We start from the raw sequence: 19738 nt of genomic DNA on the forward strand, positions 1-19738 counted from the left end.
GAAGTCCGGGGGCGCCCCCATCCACGTACACCGGGACGTCAGTCCGCGAACGTCGCAGACAGCGCCTCCGCCAGACCCGGCACCAGGCCCGCGCCCGTGAGGACCTCGGTCGGCGCGTCCTTCTCGCGCAGACGCAGTGCCGAGTCGCGGGTGCCGTCGCGCAGGACGCCGACCGTCATACGGACCTCCTGGCGGTCCGGGTGCTCGGCGACCCACTTCGCGAGCTTCTTGTCGCTCAGGCCCTCCGGGACGGAGGCCTCCGCGGACGGCGGCAGCATCAGCCGCTCCACGGTGAGCGCGCAGCCGACCACGGCGTCGGGCCAGGCGATGGTGCCGAGGAACTCGTCCAGCGGCTTGTCGGCAGGGATCTCGTCCTGCTCGATGGGGGTGAGACCAGTGGTCTCGGGCTCGTCCTGCAGGCCGAGCTGGGCCGCGAGGCCGGGCTCCTGGGTCCGCAGTCGCGCGGTGTCTACGAGGGCGAAGAGGCGAGCGGGCTGGTCCCAGCCGAGGCCGGATGCGTACTCGTCGATCTCGAGTACGGCCCGGGTGAGCGGGCTCGCTGCCATGGGAGTGTTGGACATGGTCACAATCCTGCCTCGTTCGTACCCGGAACCGGGAACCGAGTAAAGCGTGAGTAAGTTGCATAGATGAGGCTCCACGATCACGGAGCCTGACGGATGGTCCGCTTCACGGGGACCTGACGGATCAACAGCGAACTTCGAGGTGCGCACCTTGGCTTTCCAGATGCCGGACCGCGGCGGAGGCCCGACGGGGCCACGGATCAGAGTGGGCCGACCGTCCCGGCGTGTCCGGACCCTGCTCATGACACTGGGCGTGCTGGCCGTGCTGGCCATGGCGTTCGTCATGTTCGCGGGTTTCTGGACGGACTGGCTCTGGTACCGGTCGGTTCACTACTCGTCCGTCTTCACGACCACCCTGTGGACCAAGATCGGGCTCTTCTTCGTGTTCGGCCTGCTCATGGCGGCCTCGGTCGGCGTGAACATCTGGCTGGCACACCGGCTGCGACCGCCGCTGAGCGCGATGTCGATGGAGCAGCAGAGCCTCGACCGGTACCGGATGGGGATCGCGCCCTACAAGAGGTGGCTGCTGCTCGGCATCACCTCCCTGGTGGGGCTGATCGCCGGCGCGTCGGCGTCGGGCCAGTGGCGCACGTGGCTGATGTGGGTGAACGGGGTCCCCTTCCACCAGAAGGACCCCCAGTTCCACCTCGACGTCTCCTTCTACGCCTTCGATCTGCCCTGGTACCGCTTCCTGCTCGGCTTCGGCTTCGCCGCCGCCGTGCTCTCGCTGATCGCCGCCGCGCTCACGCACTACCTCTACGGAGGGCTCAGGGTCACTTCCCCGGGCGCGCGCGCCACGGCCGCGGCCACCGGGCACCTGTCGGTGCTGCTGGGCATCTTCGTCGCCCTGAAGGCGGTCGCCTACTGGCTCGACCGCTACGGACTCGCCGTGAAGTCCAGCGACTTCAAGGCGACCGGCAACTGGACGGGTCTCAGATACGTCGACGCCAACGCGTATCTGCCCGCCAAGACGATCCTGTTCTGCATCGCCGTCATCTGCGCGCTGCTGTTCTTCGCCACCCTGTGGCGGCGCACCTGGCAGCTGCCCGTCATCGGCTTCGGCCTGATGGTCCTGTCGGCGATCCTCATCGGCGGTCTCTACCCGGCGATCGTGCAGAAGTTCCAGGTCCAGCCGAACGAGCAGGCCAAGGAAGCGCCGTACGTCGAGAAGAACCTGAAGGCGACCCGCGAGGCCTACGGCATCGACGGCACCCAGGTCTCGGAGTACGCGGGCAAGAGCGACACCAAGGACAAGACCAAGCAGCGCGCCGACGCCGACACCACGGCGAGCATCCGTCTGCTGGACCCGAACATCGTCTCGCCGACGTTCCAGCAGTTGCAGCAGATGAAGAACTACTACGCGTTCCCGACCAACCTGGACGTCGACCGGTACAGCAAGGACGGCAAGGACCAGGACACGGTCATCGGACTGCGCGAGCTGAACCTGAACGGCATTCCGAAGAACAACTGGATCAACGACCACTTCCGCTACACGCACGGATACGGCGTGGTGGCCGCCAAGGGCACCACGGCGACCTCCGGTGGCCGGCCCGTCTTCACCGAGTCCGACCTGCCGTCCAAGGGCGACCTGGGGACGTACGAGCAGCGGGTCTACTACGGCGAGAAGACCACGCAGTACTCGATCGTCGGCGGTCCCCAGAAGGAGATCGACTACTCCGACGACAGCGGTGAGAAGACCACCAGCTACAAGGGCGAGAGCGGGGTCAGCCTCTCCAGCCCGGTCAACCGTGCCGCGTACGCCGTGGCATTCGGCGAGCCGCAGATCCTCTACTCGGGCGCGATCGGCGAGGGTTCCCGGATCCTCTACAACCGCACCCCCAAGGACCGTGTCGAGGCGGTGGCCCCCTGGCTGACCATCGACGGCGACGCCTACCCGGCCGTGGTCGACGGCAAGATCCAGTGGATCGTCGACGCCTACACCACGACCAACGGCTACCCGTACGCCTCCCGCACCACCCTCGGTGACACGACGGCGGACTCACTTACCGCGACCAACAACCAGCGCGCGGTGGTGGCCCAGCAGAACCAGGTCAACTACATCCGCAACTCGGTGAAGGCGACCGTCGACGCGTACACCGGCGAGGTCAAGCTCTACCAGTGGGACACCAAGGACCCGGTCCTCAAGACCTGGATGAAGGCGTTCCCGAACACGGTGAAGCCGAAGACGTCCATCTCGCAGTCGCTCATGGACCATCTGCGGTACCCGCAGGACCTGTTCAAGGTCCAGCGCGAGCTGCTCACCCGCTATCACGTGAAGGACGCGCAGACGTTCCTCAGCGGCAGCGAGGTGTGGCAGGTCCCGGACGACCCGACCAACAAGTCGGGCAACGCGGTGCCGCCGTACTACCTGAGCATGCAGATGCCCGACCAGAAGGCGCAGACGTTCTCGCTGACGACGACGTTCACGCCGAACGGCCGGGACAACCTGAGCGCCTTCATGTCGGTCGACTCCGAGGCGGGCACCAGTGACTACGGCAAGATCAGAATCCTGAAACTGCCGACCAGCGAACCTGTCGACGGGCCCAAACAGGTCCAGAGCCAGTTCAACTCCCAACAGGACATCGCCGAGTCGATCAGACTTCTGAAGGGTGGGGACTCGGAAGTCGAGTACGGCAATCTGCTGACGGTTCCGCTCGACGGAGGACTGCTCTACGTGGAGCCCGTCTACGTACGCGGTGGCGACCTCAAGTACCCCCTGTTGCGCAAGGTGTTGGTGACCTATGGAGGCAACACCGCCTTCGAGGACACGCTCGACCAGGCGCTCAACAAGATCTTCGGGACGGAGAGTACGACCAGTCCACCGACGGACACGGGGACCACGCCACCGCCGACGTCGAGCAACCCGACGGTCCAGCAGGCGCTCACCGACGCCCAGAAGGCCTTCGACCAGGGCCAGGACGCCCTCAAGAAGGGCGACTGGACGGCGTACGGGCAGGCGCAGAAGGATCTTCAGGACGCGCTGAAGCGGGCCGAGGACGCGCAGACCAAGGCCGACAAGAGTGCAACCGGTGGCAGCGGCGGTAGCAAGAGCAACGACAAGGGCAGCAGTCCGAGCAGTAGTCCGAGCCCGAGCGGCAGCAGCAGTCCGAGCCCCAGCGGCAGCAGCAGTCCCAGCGGCGGTACGGGCTAGGGCGGACCCGTCGGCCGGCCCGTCGGGTCGGCCGACGGCTGGTCCGGTTCTTGGATCAGCCGCTGGTCAGAGGCCACCTCCGCGCCGTGGTACGGTTGCAACACAACGGCGCGGGGTGGAGCAGCTCGGTAGCTCGCTGGGCTCATAACCCAGAGGTCGCAGGTTCAAATCCTGTCCCCGCTACTGAAAAGCGAAGGCCCGGATCCTCTCAGGATCCGGGCCTTCGTTGTGTGCGCACACGTGTACTGCACCCGTATGGCGACCTGAGCAGGACGCGTGCGCGGGGTGCGGGCGGCGACCATGGGCGACGCGCCGAAGACTGCGCCATCCGTGGGGAGTTGGGAGAACTGTGTTTGACTTGTCTCTCTGTGGGCATGTCGACAAAACGCTGAAGTGACCTCACTGACTGCGGTATACCAGGTGTACCCAGGTTGCAGGTGGTGCGACGATGGACGTTATGGGGGACAAGGCAACTCTGTTGGAGACAGGGCGTTTTGTGCAGCCTTCAGACCGGGACGAAACCGGCGAGGCTGCCGAGGAAGCACGTCAGCGGCTCGCCGCCGAGGCCGGCGACGTCGAGGCGATGAGTGTCCTCGGAGCGATGCTGCTGCGCCGCGGTGATCTCGACGGAGCCGAGCCTCAGTTGCGCGCTGCCACCGCCGCCGGTGACCGCGCCGCCGCCAACAACCTTGGTGTCCTCCTGCACCAGCGCGGTTACACCGACGACGCCGCCGGGTGGTGGCGGATCGCCGCCGTAGCCGGGTCCGCGGCCGCCGCGCACGCGCTCGGGCGCTATCACCGCGAGCGGGGAGACGAGCCTGCCGCCGAGTACTGGCTGCGCCAGTCCGCCGAGCAGGGGCATGCCCTCGGGGCGTACGCGCTGGCCGATCTGCTGGAGCACCGCAGTGACGTCGGCGCGGAGCAGTGGATGCGGGCGGCCGCCGAGCGGGGGCACCGCGAGGCCGCGTACCGGCTCGCGCGCACGCTCGACCGCAAGGCCGCGGACGCGGGCGAGGGCAGGGGCGACAACGGTGTCATCGGGGTCATAGGAGCCGCCGGTGAAGAGGCCGAGCAGTGGTACCGGCAGGCCGCCGCGCGGGGGCACCGGCGGGCCGCGCTGCACCTCGGGGCGATCCTGGAGAAGCGGGGGCACCTCAAGGAGGCCGGGCGTTGGTATCTGACGTCCGCCAAGGACGGAGAGGCGCGGGCCGCCTGCGCGCTCGGGTTCCTGCTGCGGGACGCGGGGGACACGGAGAGCGCGGCCGTGTGGTGGCTGCGGGCCGCGCAGGACGGGGACGGGAACGCCGCGAACGCGCTGGGGGCGCTGCACGCCGAGCGCGGCGAGACGCAGACCGCGGAGCGGTGGTACCGGGCCGCCATGGACGCCGGTGATGTGAACGGCGCGTACAACCTCGGGCTGCTCTGCGCAGAGCAGGGGCGGACCGCGCAGGCCGAGCAGTGGTATCGGCGGGCCGCGTACGCGGGGCACCGTGAGGCCGCGAACGCGCTGGCGATCCTGTTGCTTCAGGTCGGTGACTCGGCCGGGGCCGAGCCGTGGTTCTCCAAGGCCGCGGAGGCCGGGAGCGTGGACGCCGCGTTCAACCTCGGGATCCTGCATGCCGGGCGGGGGAGCGAGGACGACGAGGAGGCGGCGCTGCGGTGGTACGAGCGGGCGGCTTCCGCCGGGCACACCGAGGCGGCGCTGCAGGTCGGTATCGCGCGGCTGCGGGACGGGGACGAGCTGGAGGCGGAGCGGCATCTGAGGTGTGCGGCGGGGGGCGGTAGCGCGGAGGCCGCGTATCGGCTGGCCGCCGTGCTCGACGCTCGGCGGCCGCCGGCGCCCGCGCATGAGCTCGGGGAGCCGGCGCAGGAGAAGAGTGAGTGCGAGGAGTGGTACGAGCGGGCTGCCTCCCTCGGGCATCGGCGGGCGCAGGTGCGGGTCGGGATGCTCGCCGCGGCTCGGGGTGATGTGGTGGAGGCGGCTCGGTGGTACCGGTCGGCCGCGGAGGCCGGGTCTCGGAACGGGGCCTTCAATCTGGGGCTGCTGTTGGCTCGGGAGGGGAGTGAGCCGGAGGCCGCGTTGTGGTGGACCCGGGCGGCGGATGCGGGGCATGGGCGGGCGGCGCTTCGGCTCGCGCTCGTGTATGCGCGACGGGGGGAGTTGGCGGAGGGGCAGCGGTGGGCTGATCGGGCGGTTGCGCTGGGGCCTGCGGAGGTGGCTGAGCGGGCGGCTCGGTTGCGGGATGCGTTGCGGCAGGAGTTGTCTGCGTGAGTGTGGGGCGGTCGGTGGGGGCTGGACTTGGCTTGTTCTCGCCCCCGCCGCCCCTACCCGACCCATCCCAGGGGCTGCGCCCCTGACCCCCACCTGGGGCTGCGCCCCTGGCCCCCCTGACCCCCACCTGGGGCTGCGCCCCTGGCCCCTCTGCGGGGCTGCGCCCCTGCACCCCGCTGGAGCCCCGCCCCCCGCACCCGTCAGGGCCTGCGCTCTCGAAGCCCATGAGGCTCCCCGACCCGAAACCCAGAGGGCTCCGGCCCTGCACCCGGAGACCCCTCCTCGAACCCCGGAGACCTCCCCGAACCCCGTGGGGCCCCCGCGAACCCCGCGGGGCTCCCCCCGCGACGCCCGTGGCGCTTCGCCCCGACCGCCGTGGGGGCTTCTCGGTGTAGCCCCGGGGGGCGACCCTGGACACCTTCGCTTGAAGAGGGCGCGTTCGAGCGTCGTAGGGGGCGTATACGGGATTTGCGCTGGTCCACCTGGTTGACGTAATGTTCAGTTCATCGACGCGGGGTGGAGCAGCTCGGTAGCTCGCTGGGCTCATAACCCAGAGGTCGCAGGTTCAAATCCTGTCCCCGCTACTTGAAGGCGAAGGACCCAGATCATGCAGATCTGGGTCCTTCGGCGTTTTCGGGGATGCGGGGGCAGAGGAAAGCCCCGGCGTCCGTGGAGGCCGGGGCTTCGGGGAGTCAGGCTGATGCGCAGGTGGGGCACAGGCCCCGGTATGTCACCTCTACGTCCGAGACCGTGAAGCCGAAGCGCTCCGAGTCGGGGAGGTCGGCGAGCGGGTTGCCGCTCGGGTGGACGTCGCGGATCGAGCCGCACTGGGCGCAGACCAGGTGGTGGTGCGGACGGTGCGCGTTCGGGTCGTAGCGCTTGGCGCGCTTGTCCGTCGCGACTTCCAGCACCTCGCCGAGCGAGACCAGCTCACCCAACGTGTTGTAGACGGTCGCCCGGGAGATCTCGGGCAGCTTGGCGACGGCTCGGGCATGCACCTCGTCGGCCGTCAGATGGACGTGATCGCCGTCGAGGACCTCGGCCACGACACGCCGCTGCGCGGTCATTCGCCATCCGCGTCCGCGCAGTCGTTCCAACAGGTCACTCATACAGGCCAGCTTAACAGCAAGGTGACCAGATCCTGAATGGGTGTGAATTTGGACGAGTGATTGACTTGGATATTGTCTAATGTAGGATCGGTTCGGCATTGGACATTGGGCATTGGGTGGGACCAGGCACGGCCGGTCCGGAATGACGCAGGAGGCGCACGTGACGCAGGGACCGCTTACGACGGAGGCCGGCGCGCCGGTGGCCGACAATCAGAACAGCGAGACCGCGGGCGTCGGTGGCCCGGTACTCGTTCAGGACCAGCTGCTTCTCGAGAAGCTCGCCCACTTCAACCGTGAGCGCATCCCGGAGCGTGTCGTGCACGCCCGGGGCGCCGCCGCCTACGGCACCTTCACGGTCACCGCGGATGTCACCCGGTACACCCGCGCCACGTTCCTCTCCGAGGTCGGCAAGCAGACCGAGACCTTTCTGCGGTTCTCGACGGTGGCCGGCAACCTCGGCTCCGCGGACGCGGTCCGTGACCCCCGCGGCTTCGCGCTGAAGTTCTACACCGAAGAGGGCAACTACGACCTCGTCGGCAACAACACCCCGGTGTTCTTCATCAAGGACGCCATCAAGTTCCCCGACTTCATCCACACGCAGAAGCGCGACCCGTACACCGGTTCGCAGGAGGCCGACAATGTGTGGGACTTCTGGGGCCTCAGCCCCGAGAGCACGCATCAGGTGACCTGGCTCTTCGGTGACCGGGGGATCCCGGCCTCCTACCGGCATCTCAACGGGTACGGCTCGCACACGTACCAGTGGAACAACGATGCCGGCGAGGCCTTCTGGGTCAAGTACCACTTCAAGACCGACCAGGGCATCAAGAACCTCACCCAGGCGGAGGCCGACAAGCTCGCCGGTGAGGACCCCGACTCCCACCAGCGCGACCTGCGCGAGGCCATCGAGCGCGGTGAGTTCCCGTCCTGGACCGTGCAGGTGCAGATCATGCCGACGGCCGACGCGGCGACCTACCGGTTCAACCCGTTCGACCTCACCAAGGTGTGGCCGCACGAGGACTACCCGCCGATCGAGATCGGCAGGCTGGAGCTCAACCGCAACCCGGAGAACATCTTCGCCGAGGTCGAGCAGTCCATCTTCTCGCCGGCGCACTTCGTGCCGGGCATCGGGCCTTCGCCCGACAAGATGCTTCAGGGGCGGCTCTTCGCCTATGGCGACGCGCACCGCTACCGCGTCGGCATCAACGCCGACCACCTGCCGGTGAACCGCCCGCACGCCGCCGAGGCACGCACGAACTCCCGTGACGGCTTCCTGTACGACGGCCGTCACAAGGGCGCGAAGAACTACGAGCCGAACAGCTTCGGCGGTCCGTTCCAGACGGACCGGCCGCTGTGGCAGCCGATCGCGGTGACCGGCCACACCGGTGAGACCGAGGCGCCGTCCCACTCCGAGGACGACGACTTCGTGCAGGCGGGCAATCTGTACCGCCTGATGTCGGAGGACGAGCGGGGGCGTCTGATCGCGAACCTGGCGGGTTTCGTCGCCAAGGTCTCCCGTGACGACATCGCCGAGCGCGCGATCAACAACTTCCGTCAGGCTGACGAAGACTTCGGCAAGCGGCTGGAGGCCGCGGTCCAGGCCCTGCGCGGCTGACCACCAGCACTGGATCGCTTGTCGTGGGCGGTGGGCCGGATCCCCCTGAGTGATGAGAGGGTCCGGCCCGTCGGCATGTGCGGGCCCGGCGGTTCCCGGGCGTCTACGCGGGTACTCGCTGCCGCTTCGGTGCCCAGCAGCGGATGATGTCGCGGACCGAGACGATGCCGACCGGGCCGTTGCCGTCGAGCACGATCAGGTGCCGGAAGCCCCCGTGTGCCATCGCCGCCGCGGCCTCCTCCAGGGTCCAGACGGGGGCGGCGAAGACGACGTCCGTCGTGGTGTGGGTGCCTGCGGTCTCGGTGTCCGGGTTCTGTCCGAGGGCGATCGAGTTGAGGATGTCGCGTTCGGTGAGGATGCCGAGGCCGGAGGAGTCCTCGTCGTGGACGACGGCCGCGCCTACGCGGCGGGAGGACATCAGGCAGGCCGCCTGACGGAGAGTGTGTGCCGGGCCGATGGTCAGGACCACCGTGCTCATGGCGTCGCGGACGAGCATGGGCTGGAGCCACCTCCTTGGTGAAGCGCCAAGAGAAGCGATTCACAAGTTCACAAGTGGGGGGACTCTCAGAGTCGCAGTTAAAGGGAGGGTCAACAAGAGGGCGTGCGGTGAGTTTCGGGGGCGCCCATGGGTCACAAGGGCGCGCCACCGGCTCTTCAGCACCGCTGGTTCGGATCCCGGCAGCTCGTCGGCTCAGTCCGCTGGTATTGAACTGCCCTTGCGGCGGGGTGCAGTGCTGCCCGGCATCCCCCTGTGGAGCTGCCGGGTAGCCGGTGTCATTGGTCGTTGTTGGTCGTCGTGGGCCGCCCTCGGACGGCCCACGGTTGAAAACGGCCAGGTGCGCTCGTCGCGCCACTCGATCCGGTGTTCAACGAAGTGGGGAGTTCCAGCGAGCGCCGGGCGCGTGGCAAGTACATCCGTCACGACCCCGCCGACGTGCTCGCCCACGTAGCCGAACGTAAGAGCACCGACCAAGACGCCGCCTAGAGCACGCCTAGAGCACGCCTAGAGCACGCCTGGAGCGTGTCTGACGGGTCGCGTCATGCAGACCGTCCCCACCGCCAGAGCTGCCATCGCTCCGCCGTCCGTCCCGCCTTCCCAGTCGGCCGCGAAGGCCTTGGGCGGGCCGGGCCAGCGGCCCCGCTCCCGACAGTCATGTCACCCGAATGGCGCAACATGATGTGCCACCCGTATGGGTGAAGATCAAGATGGCTAGTGCCGCAATCGAGGCAAATCCGTGAAAGGGGAACCAAATGCCCATTCGACGAATCCTCGCCGCCGTCATCGCCACGGCAGCCCTCGCCGGACTCGGCCTCACAGGCGCCGCCACCGCCACCGCCACCGCCGCACAGGGTGCCTCGTCCTACGTCACCCCCTCTCAGTGCAGGGAGGGCGGCGGAGAGCCCCGGATCGACTTGCCGGGCAACCCCTGCGTGGGCGGTAGATACGACGGCCAGGCGGTCGACTAAACCCCACAAGGCGCCCCGCAGCCACGCGCCGCGGGGCGCTCCCGCGCGAGCGTAGCCGGGAGAGTCGCAGGGACTGTGCCGACCTGTCGGACACGCCCTAGCCCAACACCCACCACAGACAGCAGGGAGAGCCGCTGACCAGCGGCTCTCCCTGCTGCGTGTTGAGAGGACCACCGCCACATGGCAGGCCACATCCAAGACCGCTGGTTCAAGACCGAGACCAACTCCGACGGCAAGACCGTACGCATCAAGAGCGACCGCCACGGAAGCGGCCTGCGCTACAGGGCCCGGTACATCGGCCCCGACGGCACCGAGAAGTCCAAGAGCTTCCCCGACGGACAGAAGCGCCTCGCCGAGAAATGGCTGTCCGGGATCGAAGCGGACATGGCGCGAGGGCAGTACATCGACCCGCGGGCCGGCCGCCTCACCGTGCGGCAGCACGCTGAACGGTGGTTGGCCTCCCTCACCATGGACCCCAGTACGTTCGTGAGCACCGAGACGCGCATCCGCCTGCACGCCCTGCCGCATCTGGGCAGCCGATCGCTCGACTCGCTGAGGCCGATCCACATCCGCGAGTGGCTGCGGAAGCTCGAAGACGGGGGACTGGCCCCCGCCTATCAGCGGGTCATCTTCGCGAACCTCAACGCGATGTTGGCGGCTGCCGTCGATGACCGTCTGATCTCGCACAACCCATGCCGATCGTCGTCCGTAAAGGCGCCCAAGCCGGAACCTCGCCGGATCAAGCCATGGCGGCCTGAGCGAGTGCTGGCGGTGCGCTCGGCACTGCCAGGGCGGTACCGCGCCACGGTGGACCTGGCCGGCGGGTGCGGCATGCGCCAGGGCGAAGTGCTTGGCCTGGCCGTTGACGATGTGGACTTGAAGGCAATGCGGTGTACCGCGCGTCTCTCGGCATTGCGGAAGAGCACCGGAGCCGCGACCGGTGAGCCGTCGACCGTCCGCCACGGCAGCGTGATGGCCGCGGGCGGGTATTGCGCGATGTGCGCCTCAAGCGCGCGAGCGACGCTCCCCGGCAACGGGATGGTGCGCGTCTTACCGCCCTTCGGCAAAGCGCGAACACCTGCCGCCCGGCAGAGCAGCGAGAAGCGGACGCGTGAGGCGGTGAACCGGGCCTTCGAGGGCGGACCGGACTCCGATGACGGCCCCACGGCGGCCCAGGGGGTCTGAAACCAGGGGAAACGTGCTGGTCAAGCCGCAAGTGCCTTCAGTACCGCTGGTTCAGATAACCCAGCAGCTCGTCGTGGAGGATGCCGTTCGACGCGGCCGCGTTGCCGCTGTGCGGGCCCGGGCGGCCGTCGAGGCCCGTGAAGGATCCGCCCGCCTCGGTCACCACGATCGCGTTCGCCGCCATGTCCCACAGCGACAGCTCGGGTTCCGCGCAGATGTCCACCGAACCCTCCGCGACCATCATGTACGGCCAGAAGTCGCCGTACCCGCGCGTGCGCCAGACCGCCTTCGTCAGGTCAAGGAAGCCGTCGAGGCGGCCCTGGTCCTCCCAGCCGGACAGCGAGGAGTACGCGAAGGACGCGTCGGCCATCCGCGAGACCTGGGAGACCTTCAGGCGCGTGGCCGAGGACAGGCTGCGGCCGGTGAACGCGCCGTGCCCCTTCGCCGCCCACCAGCGGCGGCCCAGCGCGGGCGCGGAGACCACCCCGACCACCGGCTGGTAGCCGCCCTCGCCCGCTTCCATCAGGGAGATCAGCGTGGCCCAGACGGGCACCCCGCGGACGTAGTTCTTGGTGCCGTCGATCGGGTCGATCACCCAGCGGCGCGGACCGGTGCCCTCGATGCCGTACTCCTCGCCGAGGATCGCGTCGCGCGGCCGTGCCCGCTGGAGGTGGCCGCGGATCAGCTCCTCGGCGGCCTTGTCCGCCTCGCTCACCGGCGTCATGTCCGGCTTGGTCTCGACCTTGAGGTCGAGCGCCTTGAACCGGTCCATCGTCGCCGCGTCGGCGGCGTCCGCCAGGACATGGGCCAGGCGCAGGTCATCGCGATAGTCGGGCATGACTGCACCGTATATGGCCCACTCGGGCCACAGCCATACGGCCCGGGGGATCATCGGGCACGGGCATGGGGGTCGGGGGCGCCTCCGGGGCGCGGGCCGCACGGCCTGGTTGATCATCGCGGCGTGCGGGGGGCGGCGTACGCCCCTCGACGCCGCCGCGAACCCTTGACAGTGCCCCTGTGCGCGTCAAACCTGAGCTGCAGTGCCGCCCGCTCGCCCCCAGGGAGGCGAAAGATGCCTGCAGCGCGGGAATCCCTTCTGGATGCCGCCTATACGGCGCTCGCACACCGCCCGTGGTCCACGGTGCGGATGGTCGACGTCGCCGCCGTGGCCGGTGTGTCCCGCCAGACGCTGTACAACGAGTTCGGAAGCAAGGAGGGGCTCGCACGCGCCCTCGTACGGCGGGAGGCCGACGGCTATCTCGCCGGGGTCGAGCGTGCGCTGGCCGCCCACGCGGACGCGCGCGAGCGGCTGGTCGCGACCGCCGAGTGGACCACGTCGGCGGCCCGGGGCAACGCGCTCGTACGGGCCATGCTGACCGGGTGCTGGAGTGAGCGGCTGCCGTCGCCGACGCTCTCGGCGGTGCCGTCGTCGTCCGCGGTGCCCGCGCAGCGCAGGGCGGACGGACCGTTGCCCTCGCCGGCGGACTTCGTGGCGCTCGTACGGGACCGGGCCGTCGCGGCGTTGTCCGGGCCCGGGGCGATGAGAGGAGACGCGGGGGAGTTGACCGGGGCGTGTGAGCTGGTGGTGCGGTTGTCGTTGTCGTGTGTGGCGGCTCCGCCGGGGGAGGGCGGGGTGACGGAGCTGGTACGCGGTGCGTTGCCACGGCAGTTGAGGTGACGCCTTCCGGGGAGCCTCGGCAGCTGGGCGGGCGGGTGCGGCGTCGTTGTGGCTTGTCGCGCGGTTTCCCCGCGCCCCTTAGGGGCGCTTCAGTGGGCGGAGCCCGAGAGCTGTAGGCCGATGACGCCGATGATGACGAAGCTGATGGAGACGATCTTGAGCGTCGACACCAGGTCGCCGAGGAAGATCATGCCGTAGATGGCGGTGCCCGCCGCGCCGATGCCGGTCCACACCGCGTACGCCGGGCCGACGTCGAGCTTCTTCAGGGAGAGGGTCAGCAGGCCGAAACTGCCCAGCGCGAAAACGCAGAAGGCGACCGTCGGCCAGAGTCTGCTGAAGCCGTGCGAGAGCTTCAGACAGACGGCAAAGCCGGTTTCGAGCAGTCCCGCCACAACGACCAGCAGCCACGCCATGTTTCGTCCTCCCGTGTCCGCACGTCGACTGCTTGGTCCGCCCTGGGTCCGGCTTGGTGCGATTATGCATTTACCGACCGGCTAAGCACTTACCGACGGGCCGCCCACGCAAACAACGCGCAGGTCACAAGGGGGCTCAGGGGACTCAGTCACCCTCTGTGCGCTCGCGCGTCGCCAGCAGCCGGCGCAGGGAGTAGAGCCGCTGCGGGTCCGCGTGGCCGTCCGCCACCCACTGGTCCAGCGCGCAGTCCGGTTCGTCGTGGCTGCACGCGCGCGGACAGCCCTCGGTACCGGGTTCGAGGTCGGGGAAGGCGTGGATGACCCGGGACGGGTCGACGTGGTGCAGTCCGAAGGAGCGGACGCCCGGAGTGTCGATGACCCAGCCCTCACTGCCCGGCAGCGGGATCGCGCGTGCCGAGGTCGTGGTGTGCCGGCCCCGGCCCGTGACGGCGTTCACGCGGCCGGTGCTGCGTCGCCGCTCCTGCGAGACCAGCGCGTTGACCAGGGTCGTCTTGCCGACGCCGGAGTGCCCGACGAACGCCGTGATCTTGCCGTCCAGCTGCTTGCGCACCCGGTCCACCGCCGCGCCGCTCTCCAGCTCCTCACGGCTCGTCACGACGTAGGGGACGCCCAACGCTCCGTACAGCGCGAGGAGTTCGTCGGGCGGGGCGAGATCCGACTTGGTCAGCACCAGCAGGGGTTCCAGGCCGGCGTCGTACGCCGCGACCAGGCAGCGGTCGATCAGGCGCGGGCGCGGCTCGGGGTCGGCGAGGGCGGTGACGATGGCGAGCTGGTCGGCGTTGGCGACGACCACGCGCTCGTAGGGATCGTCGTCGTCGGCCGTGCGGCGCAGTACCGAGCTGCGCGTCTCGATGCGGACGATGCGGGCGAGGGTGTCCTTCTCGCCGGACAGATCGCCGACGATCGCGACACGGTCACCGACGACGGCGGCCTTGCGGCCCAGCTCGCGGGCCTTCATCGCCGTCACGAGGCGGTCCTCGACGAGGCAGGTCAGGCGGCCCCGGTCGACGGTGACGACCATGCCCTCGACCGCCTCCTCGTGCTTGGGGCGGATGTTCGTACGTGGACGGTTGCCCTTGCGGTTGGGGCGCTGGCGGATGTCGTCCTCGTCGGTGTGCTTGCCGTAGCGGCGCATGATCCCGGTCCGCCCGTCAGTTCCCGAGCATTCCGGTCCACAGATCGGGGAAGTCCGGCAGGGTCTTCGCCGTCGTCGCCACGTTCTCGATCTGCACCCCCTCCACCACCAGCCCGATGATCGCGCCGGCGGTCGCCATGCGGTGGTCGTCGTAGGTGTGGAAGATGCCGCCGTGCAGTCGGCGCGGGCGGATGTGCAGTCCGTCGGCGGTCTCGGTGACGTCACCGCCGAGTTCGTTGATCTCCTTGGTGAGCGCGGCCAGCCGGTCCGTCTCGTGCAGGCGCAGATGGGCCACGCCCCGCAGGGTGGACGGGGAGTCGGCGAGGGCCGCGACCGCCGCGATGCCCGGCGTCAGCTCGCCGACCTCGCTCAGGTCCACGTCGATGCCGTGGATCGCACCCGAACCGGTGAACTCCAGGCCGCTGTCGGTCAGTTCGCAGGAACCGCCCATCTCGGTGAAGATCTCCCGCAGTCGGTCACCGGGCTGGGTGGTGTGCGCGGGCCAGTCGGGGACGACGACCGTGCCGCCGGTCACCAGGGCCGCCGCCAGGAACGGCTGGGCGTTCGACAGGTCCGGCTCGATGATCAGGTCGCGGCCGAGCAGCGCGCCGGGCGTGACCCGCCAGACGTTGGGCTCGCCGCCCGACTCCGGGGTGTCCACCTGCGCGCCGACCGCGCGCAGCATGTCGACCGTCATCCGGATGTGCGGCATCGAGGGCAGCGTCGAGCCGGTGTGCCGGACCTCGACGCCCTGGTTGAAGCGATGGCCGGACAGGAGAAGGGCGCTCACGAACTGGGACGACGAGGACGCGTCGATCTCCACCGGGCCGCCGTCCAGGGCGCCGCCGCCGTGCACGGTCAGCGGCAGCGCGCCGCGGCCGTCGTCGTCGATACGGGCGCCGAGCAGGCGCAGCGCGTCGATCACCCCGTTCAGGGGGCGCTCGTACGACCGGGGGTCGCCGTCGAAGCGGATGGGGCCGTCCGCGAGGGCGGCGACCGGGGGCAGGAAGCGCATCACGGTGCCGGCGTTGCCGACGTCGACCGTGGCCGGGCCCTGAAGACCCGAGGGGATGACCCGCCAGGCCTCGCCGGAGGCGTCCGGGCCCGCGGCGACCGTGGAGCTGGACGCCACCGTCTCCTCGATGCCGACGCCCATCGCGCGCAGCGCGCCCGCCATCAGCAGCGTGTCGCGGGAGCGCAGCGGGCGGCGCAGCCAGCCCGGCTCCGAGGCGAGCGCGGCGAGGACCAGGGCGCGGTTGGTGACCGACTTGGACCCCGGCACGTGGACCGTCGCGTCGACGGCTCCGCTCGCGTGCGGGGCGGGCCAGAGGGCGGTGTGGGCGGGGTTCGCGGTCATGCGCCCACTTTAGTGGGTGGGGGTGGGGGTAGATCTTGATCAAAAGTGACGGAACGTGAGCGATGGATTCAGGGGTGCCTCACTGCCCCAGCAGCCAGCGGCCGCCGCCCAGCAGGGAGCACAGGGACACCGCGTGGAACAGGAACAGCCACAGCCCCGCCGGGACGTGGGTGAGGCGGGAGAGCTGGTCGGCGTCGGAGTCGCCGGCGCCGCCCCGGCTGCGCTTGGCCTGGAGCTCGAAGGCCGGACGGACGCCGCCGAGCAACAGGAACCACACCACGGCGTACGCGAACGCCGCCTGCACCTGGGGTCCGGCGAGCCAGGACACCACCAGGAACGTGCCGCCGGTGAGGACCACCGTGAGCGCACCGTAGGCGTTGCGGATCATCACCAGCATCGCGACGAGCAGGACCGTGGCCAGCCACAGGAGCAGGGTGATGCGGCCCAGGCCCAGCAGTGCGGCGCCGCCGAGGCCGAGCAGCGGGGGAGCGGTGTAGCCGGCCGCCGCGGTGAGGATCATGCCGAGGCCGGTGGGCTTGCCGCGGCTGACGGTGAGGCCGCTGGTGTCGGAGTGCAGCCGGATACCACTGAGGCTCCGCCCGGTCAGCAGCGCCACCAGCCCGTGGCCGCCCTCGTGCGCGATGGTGATGGCGTTGCGGGCGACACGCCAGACGCCGTGCGGGACGATCACCGCCAGGGCGGCGACCATGGTGGCTATCACCACCCACAGATCGGGGTCCGGCTGGGTGCCGGAGACCTGGTCCCAGAGTGAGGCCAGCGAGGTGGATGCGGTGCTGTCCATTGTCTGCGGTGGCTCCCTCTGGTGTTGCGGAATCTGGCAGTCTGGCACGTATGTGCGGACGGTATGCAGCGAGTCGTAGGCCCGAGGATCTCGCAGGAATCTTTGAGGTCGAGAAGTGGGAGCCCGAGGAGACCTTGGACCCCGACTACAACGTGGCTCCGACCAAGGAGGTCTATGCCGTCCTCGACCGCCCACTTAAGGACGCGCAGAGCCCGAAGCCGGTTCGCCAGCTGCGCAGACTCAAGTGGGGGCTCGTCCCGTCCTGGGCCAAGACGCCCGAGGGCGGCGCCCGGTTGATCAACGCCCGCGCGGAGACCGTGCACGAGAAGCCCTCGTACCGCCGTGCCTTCGCCGCCCGGCGCTGCGTCATCCCCGCCGACGGCTACTACGAGTGGGTCACCGGGTCCGGCGAGCGCGATCTCGAGGTCGAGGGCAAGAAGAAGCGGCCGCGCAAGCAGCCGTACTTCGTGCTCCCCGCGGACGGCTCGGTCTTCGCGATGGCCGGGCTGTACGAGTTCTGGCGCGACAGGACGCTCCCCGACGACCACCCCCGGGCCTGGTGGGCGACCTGCTCGGTGATCACGACCGAGGCGGAGACCTCGCCGCTCGCGGTGGCGCCCACCGAGGGGCCGTACGCCCTCGCCGACATCCACCCGCGGATGCCCCTGATGCTCACCCCGGACCGCTGGGACGCCTGGCTCGACCCGGCCCGTACGGATGTCGACGGCCTGCGCGAGCTGCTCGCGCCGCCGCCCGCCGGGCTGATGCGCGCCTATCCCGTCTCCACGGCCGTCAGCAATGTCCGCAACAACGGGCCGGAGCTGCTGAAGGAGCTGGAGGGCCCCGAAGAGGGCACACTTTTCTGACGTGACGGAGCTCATGGAAGTCCGACGTGACGGAGCTCCCGCAAGCCTGATGTGACGGAGATCATGGAAGCGATCGAGACGATCGAGACGGACGCCGGTACCGCCCGCGTCACCTGGCACCGGGCCGGGAAGCCGCGCCTCGTGCTCGCCGTGAGTCACGGCGCGGGCGGCGGTATCGAGGCGCGCGATCTCCAGGCACTGGCCGCGGTACTGCCCGGACACGGCGTGAGCGTCGCGCTCGTCGAGCAGCCCTGGCGGGTGGCAGGGAAGAAGGTGGCGCCCGCGCCGAAGACCCTGGACGTGGGATGGCGGGGCCTGTGGCCCACGGTCGCGAAGCCCGGACTGCCGGTGGTCGCGGGCGGGCGCAGCGCCGGAGCCCGCGTCGCCTGCCGTACGGCGACGGAACTCGGCGCCACCGCCGTCCTCGCCCTCAGTTTCCCGCTGCACCCGCCCGGCAAGCCCGAGAAGTCCCGCGCCGACGAACTCCTCGGCGCCGGGGTGCCCACCCTTGTCGTCCAGGGTGGCAACGACCCGTTCGGCAAGCCGGCGGAGTTCCCGAAGGGCTCGCACGAGCTGATCGAGGTGCCGTACGGCGATCATGGCTTCGCCGTGCCGAAACGGGCACCGATCGACCAGGATGCGGCCCTGGAGATCATCACCGACGGCGTCGTGAGGTGGATCGCGTCACTCGGGTGACGCACGGGAATGTCGGGCGGCGGACCACTGTTGTGCCCAGCAGACAGCACGGAGCGTGCTGAACCGTTCGAACGAGAGGAAGTCCGCCGCATGGGTTCGACCATCTGCCCGAACCGCAGCAGTAGCCCTGAGCTGGACTGGACGGTGCTGCACGCGGCGAAGACCGCCCCCGTTCGAGCGGCGGCGGGTGTGGATGTTCGTCTATCCTCCGATTCGAGTGGGACCGGTTTCGGTCCTGCCACGTCGCTGGAGGAGGTGGGTCCGGTCACTGGGACCGACGCAGGGACCGATCACGGCCAGGCGGAGCAGCCCGAGGGCCAGGGCACGAGCACGGAGTCGTCCGCCGAGCGCACCGCGCGCTTCGAGCGGGACGCGCTCGAATTCCTCGACCAGATGTACTCGGCCGCGCTGCGCATGACGCGCAACCCGGCCGACGCCGAGGATCTGGTGCAGGAGACGTACGCGAAGGCGTACGCGTCCTTCCACCAGTTCCGCGAGGGCACCAACCTCAAGGCTTGGCTGTATCGCATTCTCACCAACACCTTCATCAACTCGTACCGCAAGAAGCAGCGCGAACCCCAGCGCAGTGCGGCCGAGGAGATCGAGGACTGGCAGCTCGCGCGTGCCGAGTCGCACATGTCGACCGGTCTGCGCTCCGCGGAGTCGCAGGCGCTCGACCACCTGCCCGACTCGGACGTCAAGGCTGCGCTGCAGGCGATCCCCGAGGAATTCCGCATCGCGGTCTATCTCGCTGATGTAGAAGGCTTTGCGTACAAGGAGATCGCGGACATCATGGGGACACCCATCGGTACGGTGATGTCCCGGCTGCACCGGGGCCGTCGCCAACTGCGCGGCATGCTCGAGGACTACGCCCGTGACCGCGGGCTGGTCCCGGCCGGCGCCGGAGAGTCGAACGAAGCGAAAGGCTCGGGCTCATGAGCTGCGGAGAGCCGCACGAGACGGATTGCAGTGAGGTACTCGATCACCTGTACGAGTTCCTCGACCACGAGATGCCGGACTCGGACTGCACCAAGTTCGAGGTGCACTTCGAGGAGTGCTCCCCGTGTCTCGAGAAGTACGGGCTCGAGCAGGCCGTGAAGAAGCTGGTCAAGCGGTGCTGCGGCCAGGACGACGTGCCGACCGATCTGCGCGCCAAGGTCATGGGCCGCATCGACCTGATCCGGTCCGGTCAGACCGTGCCCGAGCACGACGTCACCGCGACACCCCAGGAGTCCTGAACTCCCCGGGAAGATCGTCCGGTTATCACCCGAACGTGCTAATCCGCGGGCTCCGAGCCCGCGGATTCGGCCATTGCCGCCCCCGTGCCGTTCCCCTCGTCCTAGGCTCCGGAGCCTGACCGGGCCAGGGGACGTCCGGGGGAGGGAACGAGGCG

18 protein-coding genes and 2 tRNA genes are annotated in these 19738 nt (G+C 69.5%); 12 read left to right on the plus strand and 8 right to left on the minus strand.

Translation table 11 applies throughout. The annotated features are described in order from the left end of the window. Positions 1-38 precede the first annotated feature (38 nt). A complete protein-coding gene (locus ACFZDJ_RS16030) occupies positions 39-581 on the minus strand; it encodes a PPA1309 family protein (protein WP_101400551.1) in 543 nt (180 codons plus the stop codon). Positions 582-744: 163 nt separating this feature from the next. On the opposite strand from ACFZDJ_RS16030, the gene ACFZDJ_RS16035 reads away from it, so the two are divergent. The 4 genes from ACFZDJ_RS16035 (at position 745) to ACFZDJ_RS16050 (ending at position 6588) form a co-directional block, all read left to right on the plus strand. Beyond that, the gene (locus ACFZDJ_RS16035) at positions 745-3732 is read left to right on the plus strand and encodes a UPF0182 family protein (protein ID WP_391059836.1); all 2988 of its coding nucleotides are present in this window, start codon (positions 745-747) and stop codon (positions 3730-3732) included. A gap of 109 nt (positions 3733-3841) precedes the next feature. Further along, a tRNA-Met gene (locus tag ACFZDJ_RS16040) sits at positions 3842-3915 on the plus strand. A gap of 265 nt (positions 3916-4180) precedes the next feature. Beyond that, positions 4181-6004 carry a sel1 repeat family protein gene (locus ACFZDJ_RS16045; protein WP_384911498.1) on the plus strand — a complete coding sequence of 608 codons (1824 nt, stop codon included), beginning with the start codon at positions 4181-4183 and terminating at the stop codon, positions 6002-6004. A 510-nt stretch (positions 6005-6514) separates the two neighbouring features. Then, positions 6515-6588 (plus strand) — tRNA-Met (locus ACFZDJ_RS16050). Positions 6589-6696: 108 nt separating this feature from the next. On the opposite strand, the gene ACFZDJ_RS16055 is transcribed toward ACFZDJ_RS16050, so the two are convergent. Next, positions 6697-7113 (minus strand): Fur family transcriptional regulator, encoded by a 417-nt coding sequence (locus ACFZDJ_RS16055; protein ID WP_054228161.1) that lies wholly within the window; start codon positions 7111-7113, stop codon positions 6697-6699. Positions 7114-7255: 142 nt separating this feature from the next. Between ACFZDJ_RS16055 and ACFZDJ_RS16060 the strand changes: the two genes are divergently transcribed. Then, a complete protein-coding gene (locus ACFZDJ_RS16060) occupies positions 7256-8725 on the plus strand; it encodes a catalase (protein WP_391059559.1) in 1470 nt (489 codons plus the stop codon). A gap of 103 nt (positions 8726-8828) precedes the next feature. On the opposite strand, the gene ACFZDJ_RS16065 is transcribed toward ACFZDJ_RS16060, so the two are convergent. Then, positions 8829-9221 carry a cyclic nucleotide-binding/CBS domain-containing protein gene (locus ACFZDJ_RS16065; RefSeq protein WP_217567773.1) on the minus strand — a complete coding sequence of 131 codons (393 nt, stop codon included), beginning with the start codon at positions 9219-9221 and terminating at the stop codon, positions 8829-8831. A gap of 755 nt (positions 9222-9976) precedes the next feature. Here ACFZDJ_RS16065 and ACFZDJ_RS16070 point away from each other — a divergent pair. Both ACFZDJ_RS16070 and xerC read left to right on the plus strand, forming a co-directional pair. Beyond that, the gene (locus ACFZDJ_RS16070) at positions 9977-10192 is read left to right on the plus strand and encodes a hypothetical protein (protein ID WP_391059562.1); all 216 of its coding nucleotides are present in this window, start codon (positions 9977-9979) and stop codon (positions 10190-10192) included. A 180-nt stretch (positions 10193-10372) separates the two neighbouring features. Further along, positions 10373-11377, plus strand: coding sequence for a tyrosine recombinase XerC (gene xerC / locus ACFZDJ_RS16075; protein WP_391059564.1), 1005 nt, complete (start codon positions 10373-10375; stop codon positions 11375-11377). Between the two features lie 37 nt (positions 11378-11414). Here the strand turns inward: xerC and hisN are convergent, their stop codons facing one another. Then, positions 11415-12215: a histidinol-phosphatase gene (gene hisN / locus ACFZDJ_RS16080; protein WP_067369310.1), complete on the minus strand. Its 801-nt coding sequence runs from the start codon at positions 12213-12215 to the stop codon at positions 11415-11417. 234 nt (positions 12216-12449) lie between these two features. Here hisN and ACFZDJ_RS16085 point away from each other — a divergent pair, with 234 nt between their 5' ends. Beyond that, the gene (locus tag ACFZDJ_RS16085) at positions 12450-13055 is read left to right on the plus strand and encodes a TetR/AcrR family transcriptional regulator (RefSeq protein ID WP_384911490.1); all 606 of its coding nucleotides are present in this window, start codon (positions 12450-12452) and stop codon (positions 13053-13055) included. 89 nt (positions 13056-13144) lie between these two features. Here the strand turns inward: ACFZDJ_RS16085 and ACFZDJ_RS16090 are convergent, their stop codons facing one another. The 4 genes from ACFZDJ_RS16090 to ACFZDJ_RS16105 form a co-directional block, all read right to left on the minus strand. Then, complete coding sequence (locus ACFZDJ_RS16090) at positions 13145-13468, minus strand: multidrug efflux SMR transporter (RefSeq protein ID WP_054228157.1); 324 nt, start codon at positions 13466-13468, stop codon at positions 13145-13147. A 145-nt stretch (positions 13469-13613) separates the two neighbouring features. After that, on the minus strand, positions 13614-14624 hold the full coding sequence (gene rsgA, locus ACFZDJ_RS16095; RefSeq protein ID WP_385385632.1) for a ribosome small subunit-dependent GTPase A: 1011 nt from the start codon (positions 14622-14624) through the stop codon (positions 13614-13616). A 16-nt stretch (positions 14625-14640) separates the two neighbouring features. Continuing rightward, the gene (gene aroA, locus ACFZDJ_RS16100; protein ID WP_168495373.1) at positions 14641-15981 is read right to left on the minus strand and encodes a 3-phosphoshikimate 1-carboxyvinyltransferase; all 1341 of its coding nucleotides are present in this window, start codon (positions 15979-15981) and stop codon (positions 14641-14643) included. Between the two features lie 79 nt (positions 15982-16060). Then, on the minus strand, positions 16061-16783 hold the full coding sequence (locus ACFZDJ_RS16105; RefSeq protein ID WP_391059567.1) for a M50 family metallopeptidase: 723 nt from the start codon (positions 16781-16783) through the stop codon (positions 16061-16063). A gap of 50 nt (positions 16784-16833) precedes the next feature. On the opposite strand from ACFZDJ_RS16105, the gene ACFZDJ_RS16110 reads away from it, so the two are divergent. The 4 genes from ACFZDJ_RS16110 (at position 16834) to rsrA (ending at position 19583) form a co-directional block, all read left to right on the plus strand. Continuing rightward, positions 16834-17649, plus strand: coding sequence for an SOS response-associated peptidase family protein (locus ACFZDJ_RS16110; protein ID WP_391059570.1), 816 nt, complete (start codon positions 16834-16836; stop codon positions 17647-17649). A gap of 63 nt (positions 17650-17712) precedes the next feature. Continuing rightward, positions 17713-18345 (plus strand): alpha/beta family hydrolase, encoded by a 633-nt coding sequence (locus ACFZDJ_RS16115; RefSeq protein ID WP_391059573.1) that lies wholly within the window; start codon positions 17713-17715, stop codon positions 18343-18345. 255 nt (positions 18346-18600) lie between these two features. Next, positions 18601-19284 carry an RNA polymerase sigma factor SigR gene (gene sigR, locus ACFZDJ_RS16120; RefSeq protein WP_054228152.1) on the plus strand — a complete coding sequence of 228 codons (684 nt, stop codon included), beginning with the start codon at positions 18601-18603 and terminating at the stop codon, positions 19282-19284. Further along, on the plus strand, positions 19281-19583 hold the full coding sequence (gene rsrA, locus ACFZDJ_RS16125; RefSeq protein ID WP_054228151.1) for a mycothiol system anti-sigma-R factor: 303 nt from the start codon (positions 19281-19283) through the stop codon (positions 19581-19583). The genes sigR and rsrA overlap by 4 nt, the downstream gene beginning before the upstream one ends. Positions 19584-19738: the final 155 nt, after the last annotated feature.

The organism is Streptomyces sp. NPDC007896, assembly GCF_042959425.1.
Taxonomy (GTDB): domain Bacteria; phylum Actinomycetota; class Actinomycetes; order Streptomycetales; family Streptomycetaceae; genus Streptomyces.

What these genes read in the sequence shown, in the direction of transcription:
- ACFZDJ_RS16045 (WP_384911498.1), top strand. Translation starts at nt 4,181, where the DNA reads ATGGACGTTATGGGGGACAAGGCAACTCTGTTGGAGACAGGGCGTTTT.
- ACFZDJ_RS16110 (WP_391059570.1), top strand. Translation starts at nt 16,834, where the DNA reads ATGTGCGGACGGTATGCAGCGAGTCGTAGGCCCGAGGATCTCGCAGGA.
- ACFZDJ_RS16030 (WP_101400551.1), bottom strand. Translation starts at nt 581, where the DNA reads ATGTCCAACACTCCCATGGCAGCGAGCCCGCTCACCCGGGCCGTACTC.
- ACFZDJ_RS16065 (WP_217567773.1), bottom strand. Translation starts at nt 9,221, where the DNA reads ATGCTCGTCCGCGACGCCATGAGCACGGTGGTCCTGACCATCGGCCCG.
- ACFZDJ_RS16105 (WP_391059567.1), bottom strand. Translation starts at nt 16,783, where the DNA reads ATGGACAGCACCGCATCCACCTCGCTGGCCTCACTCTGGGACCAGGTC.
- rsgA (WP_385385632.1), bottom strand. Translation starts at nt 14,624, where the DNA reads ATGCGCCGCTACGGCAAGCACACCGACGAGGACGACATCCGCCAGCGC.
- xerC (WP_391059564.1), top strand. Translation starts at nt 10,373, where the DNA reads ATGGCAGGCCACATCCAAGACCGCTGGTTCAAGACCGAGACCAACTCC.
- ACFZDJ_RS16060 (WP_391059559.1), top strand. Translation starts at nt 7,256, where the DNA reads ATGACGCAGGAGGCGCACGTGACGCAGGGACCGCTTACGACGGAGGCC.
- ACFZDJ_RS16035 (WP_391059836.1), top strand. Translation starts at nt 745, where the DNA reads ATGCCGGACCGCGGCGGAGGCCCGACGGGGCCACGGATCAGAGTGGGC.
- ACFZDJ_RS16055 (WP_054228161.1), bottom strand. Translation starts at nt 7,113, where the DNA reads ATGAGTGACCTGTTGGAACGACTGCGCGGACGCGGATGGCGAATGACC.
- hisN (WP_067369310.1), bottom strand. Translation starts at nt 12,215, where the DNA reads ATGCCCGACTATCGCGATGACCTGCGCCTGGCCCATGTCCTGGCGGAC.
- rsrA (WP_054228151.1), top strand. Translation starts at nt 19,281, where the DNA reads ATGAGCTGCGGAGAGCCGCACGAGACGGATTGCAGTGAGGTACTCGAT.
- ACFZDJ_RS16085 (WP_384911490.1), top strand. Translation starts at nt 12,450, where the DNA reads ATGCCTGCAGCGCGGGAATCCCTTCTGGATGCCGCCTATACGGCGCTC.
- ACFZDJ_RS16070 (WP_391059562.1), top strand. Translation starts at nt 9,977, where the DNA reads ATGCCCATTCGACGAATCCTCGCCGCCGTCATCGCCACGGCAGCCCTC.
- ACFZDJ_RS16090 (WP_054228157.1), bottom strand. Translation starts at nt 13,468, where the DNA reads ATGGCGTGGCTGCTGGTCGTTGTGGCGGGACTGCTCGAAACCGGCTTT.
- ACFZDJ_RS16115 (WP_391059573.1), top strand. Translation starts at nt 17,713, where the DNA reads ATGGAAGCGATCGAGACGATCGAGACGGACGCCGGTACCGCCCGCGTC.
- aroA (WP_168495373.1), bottom strand. Translation starts at nt 15,981, where the DNA reads ATGACCGCGAACCCCGCCCACACCGCCCTCTGGCCCGCCCCGCACGCG.